This is a genomic window from Microbacterium sp., from assembly GCF_030149085.1.
Lineage (GTDB): Bacteria > Actinomycetota > Actinomycetes > Actinomycetales > Microbacteriaceae > Microbacterium.
The window spans coordinates 1-1,944 of record NZ_JASBSF010000381.1; the positions used below are offsets into that span (position 1 = coordinate 1).

The window sequence follows — 1,944 nt, forward strand, 5'->3', positions numbered from 1 at the left end:
GACCCCGAGCAGCAGTTCGCTCCGATCAAGGCACGCGGCGGATCCGATGCAGGCGCGAAGGAGACCGCAGAAGAACTCGATGAAGAGGACACCGGCGAGGCGATCACGGGAAGCATCCGGGTTCCGGGGAGCCGCGAGAGCGTCTTCGCCGTCGCCTGGCGCTACCGGGCCGTCCTGTCACGGCTCGGGGTTGCTGCGGCGTCGCTGGCTGCGGTGCGATCTGCCCGTCAGGTGGTTCTGCCACTGTGGGGCGTGTCGATCGGGCTCGACGCGCAGACCATTGCGCTCGTCGTCGGCGTCTCGGGCGCGATCGATTTCGCCCTCTTCTATGCGAGCGGCCAGGTCATGGACCGCTTCGGACGGCTGTGGGCAGCCCTTCCCGCGATGCTGCTGATGGGCCTCGGATTCCTCGCACTCGCCTTCACGCACGACCTCGACTCGTCGGCGATGTGGTTCGCGATGTTCGCCGCGGTCCTGGGTGTCGGCAATGGGCTGTCCAGCGGCATCCTGCTCACCCTCGGCGCCGACGTCGCCCCGCGCACGGACCCCGCCCCGTTCCTCGGGTCGTGGCGCATGTTCACCGACGCCGGTGGGGCCGCAGCACCGCTGCTCGTCTCGGGGATCGCGGCGGTCTCGACCCTGTCGGTGGCAACCGGCGCGGTCGGTGTACTCGGGCTCCTGGGCGCGGCCGCCTTCGTGCGCTGGGTTCCCCGCTTCGTGCCGCGGTCGGGTCGCGCGGGCTGAGCAGGTCAGTCGGTGACGATCGGGATGCCGGTCGCAGCTGAGGCGTCACTGACGCCGCCGGCATCGGTGACATCCGTGAAGCCGAGGTCAGTCATGATCGCGACGGCCTGTGCCGACCGGTTTCCGGTGCGGCAGTACACGATGTAGGTGCCGTCGAGGGGCTGCTCGGCAATCTCCTGCTCGAACGAACCCGACTGCAGGTTGACGTTGATCGCACCCTCGAGGTGCCCCTCGGCATACTCGTCGGGCGTCCGCACGTCGATGATGACAGCGCCCTCGGGAACCTCGACCGATGGCGTCGCCGAGCAGGCCGCGAGGCTCGTCGCGAGAACGACGGCGGCCAGTGCGGCCACGGCAAGACGGATGCGGCGCATGAGGGGTCCTTACTGAGCAGAGCAGGCAGTTCCCGACACGAACAGTACGGAATCCACCCGAGGGGTATACCCCCTAGGGTATGATACAGATCATGGCAACCCGTGAGATCACCCTCGAGACGATCGAGACGACCATCAATGACTCCGGCATCGTGCTGCTCGACTTTTGGGCAGCGTGGTGCGCGCCGTGCCGCATGTTCGGTCCCGTGTTCGAGAAGTCTTCCGAGGCTCACCCCGAGATCGTGTTCGGCAAGATCGACACCGAGGCCCAGCAACAACTCGCGGCGGGCTTTCGCATCACCTCGATACCGACGCTCATGGCCTTCCGCGACGGCATCCTCGTCTTCTCACAACCCGGCGCCCTCGCGGCACCGCAGCTCGAGCAGGTGATCACCGCGGTCGAAGGCCTCGACATGGATGACGTCCGTCGCCAGATCGCGCAGCAGGACGCGGCCCAGGACGCCCCGAGCGCACCGTGAGCCTGCTCCGGGTCTGCACGATCACGCGCGGCGAACGCATCGTGCGATGGGCGGCGGCCGTCTTCGTCGCAGCCATCGCCGGGAGCGCGGCGACCACGGGTGTGTGGGCACTGGCTGTTCCTGCGTTGCTTGGCGCGCTCTTGCTCGCGGCGATGGCGATCACCGGGTGGTGCCCCGGGATCGCGGCGACCGAGTCAGCGGATGCTGCGCCCAACACGTTGGGCATTCCGGAGGCGCGTCAACGCATCGACGTCGATTGAGGTCTGCCGCCGAAGACTCAGACGGCGCTCAGAGCCCGCGTCGGCGCGCGCAGCACGTCCTCCAACGCGTCGAGCAGAGCCTCGGGC

The 1,944-nt window shown here is 68.3% G+C and carries 4 protein-coding genes; 3 read left to right on the plus strand and 1 reads right to left on the minus strand.

Going from position 1 to position 1,944, the window contains the following annotated elements; translation table 11 throughout:
* On the plus strand, nt 1–744 hold a 744-nt coding region (locus tag Q1V87_RS15200; RefSeq protein WP_300594737.1), incomplete at its 5' end, for an MFS transporter.
* 5 nt (nt 745–749) lie between these two features.
* On the opposite strand, the gene Q1V87_RS15205 is transcribed toward Q1V87_RS15200, so the two are convergent.
* Complete coding sequence (locus tag Q1V87_RS15205; protein ID WP_300594740.1) at nt 750–1,118, minus strand: rhodanese-like domain-containing protein; 369 nt, start codon at nt 1,116–1,118, stop codon at nt 750–752.
* 92 nt (nt 1,119–1,210) lie between these two features.
* On the opposite strand from Q1V87_RS15205, the gene Q1V87_RS15210 reads away from it, so the two are divergent.
* Nucleotides 1,211–1,597: a thioredoxin family protein gene (locus Q1V87_RS15210; protein WP_300594743.1), complete on the plus strand. Its 387-nt coding sequence runs from the start codon at nt 1,211–1,213 to the stop codon at nt 1,595–1,597.
* Complete coding sequence (locus Q1V87_RS15215; RefSeq protein ID WP_300594746.1) at nt 1,594–1,857, plus strand: hypothetical protein; 264 nt, start codon at nt 1,594–1,596, stop codon at nt 1,855–1,857. Before Q1V87_RS15210 ends, Q1V87_RS15215 begins: the two co-directional genes overlap by 4 nt.
* The last annotated feature ends 87 nt before the right edge of the window (nt 1,858–1,944 follow it).

What these genes read in the sequence shown, in the direction of transcription:
- Q1V87_RS15210 (WP_300594743.1), top strand. Translation starts at nt 1,211, where the DNA reads ATGGCAACCCGTGAGATCACCCTCGAGACGATCGAGACGACCATCAAT.
- Q1V87_RS15205 (WP_300594740.1), bottom strand. Translation starts at nt 1,118, where the DNA reads ATGCGCCGCATCCGTCTTGCCGTGGCCGCACTGGCCGCCGTCGTTCTC.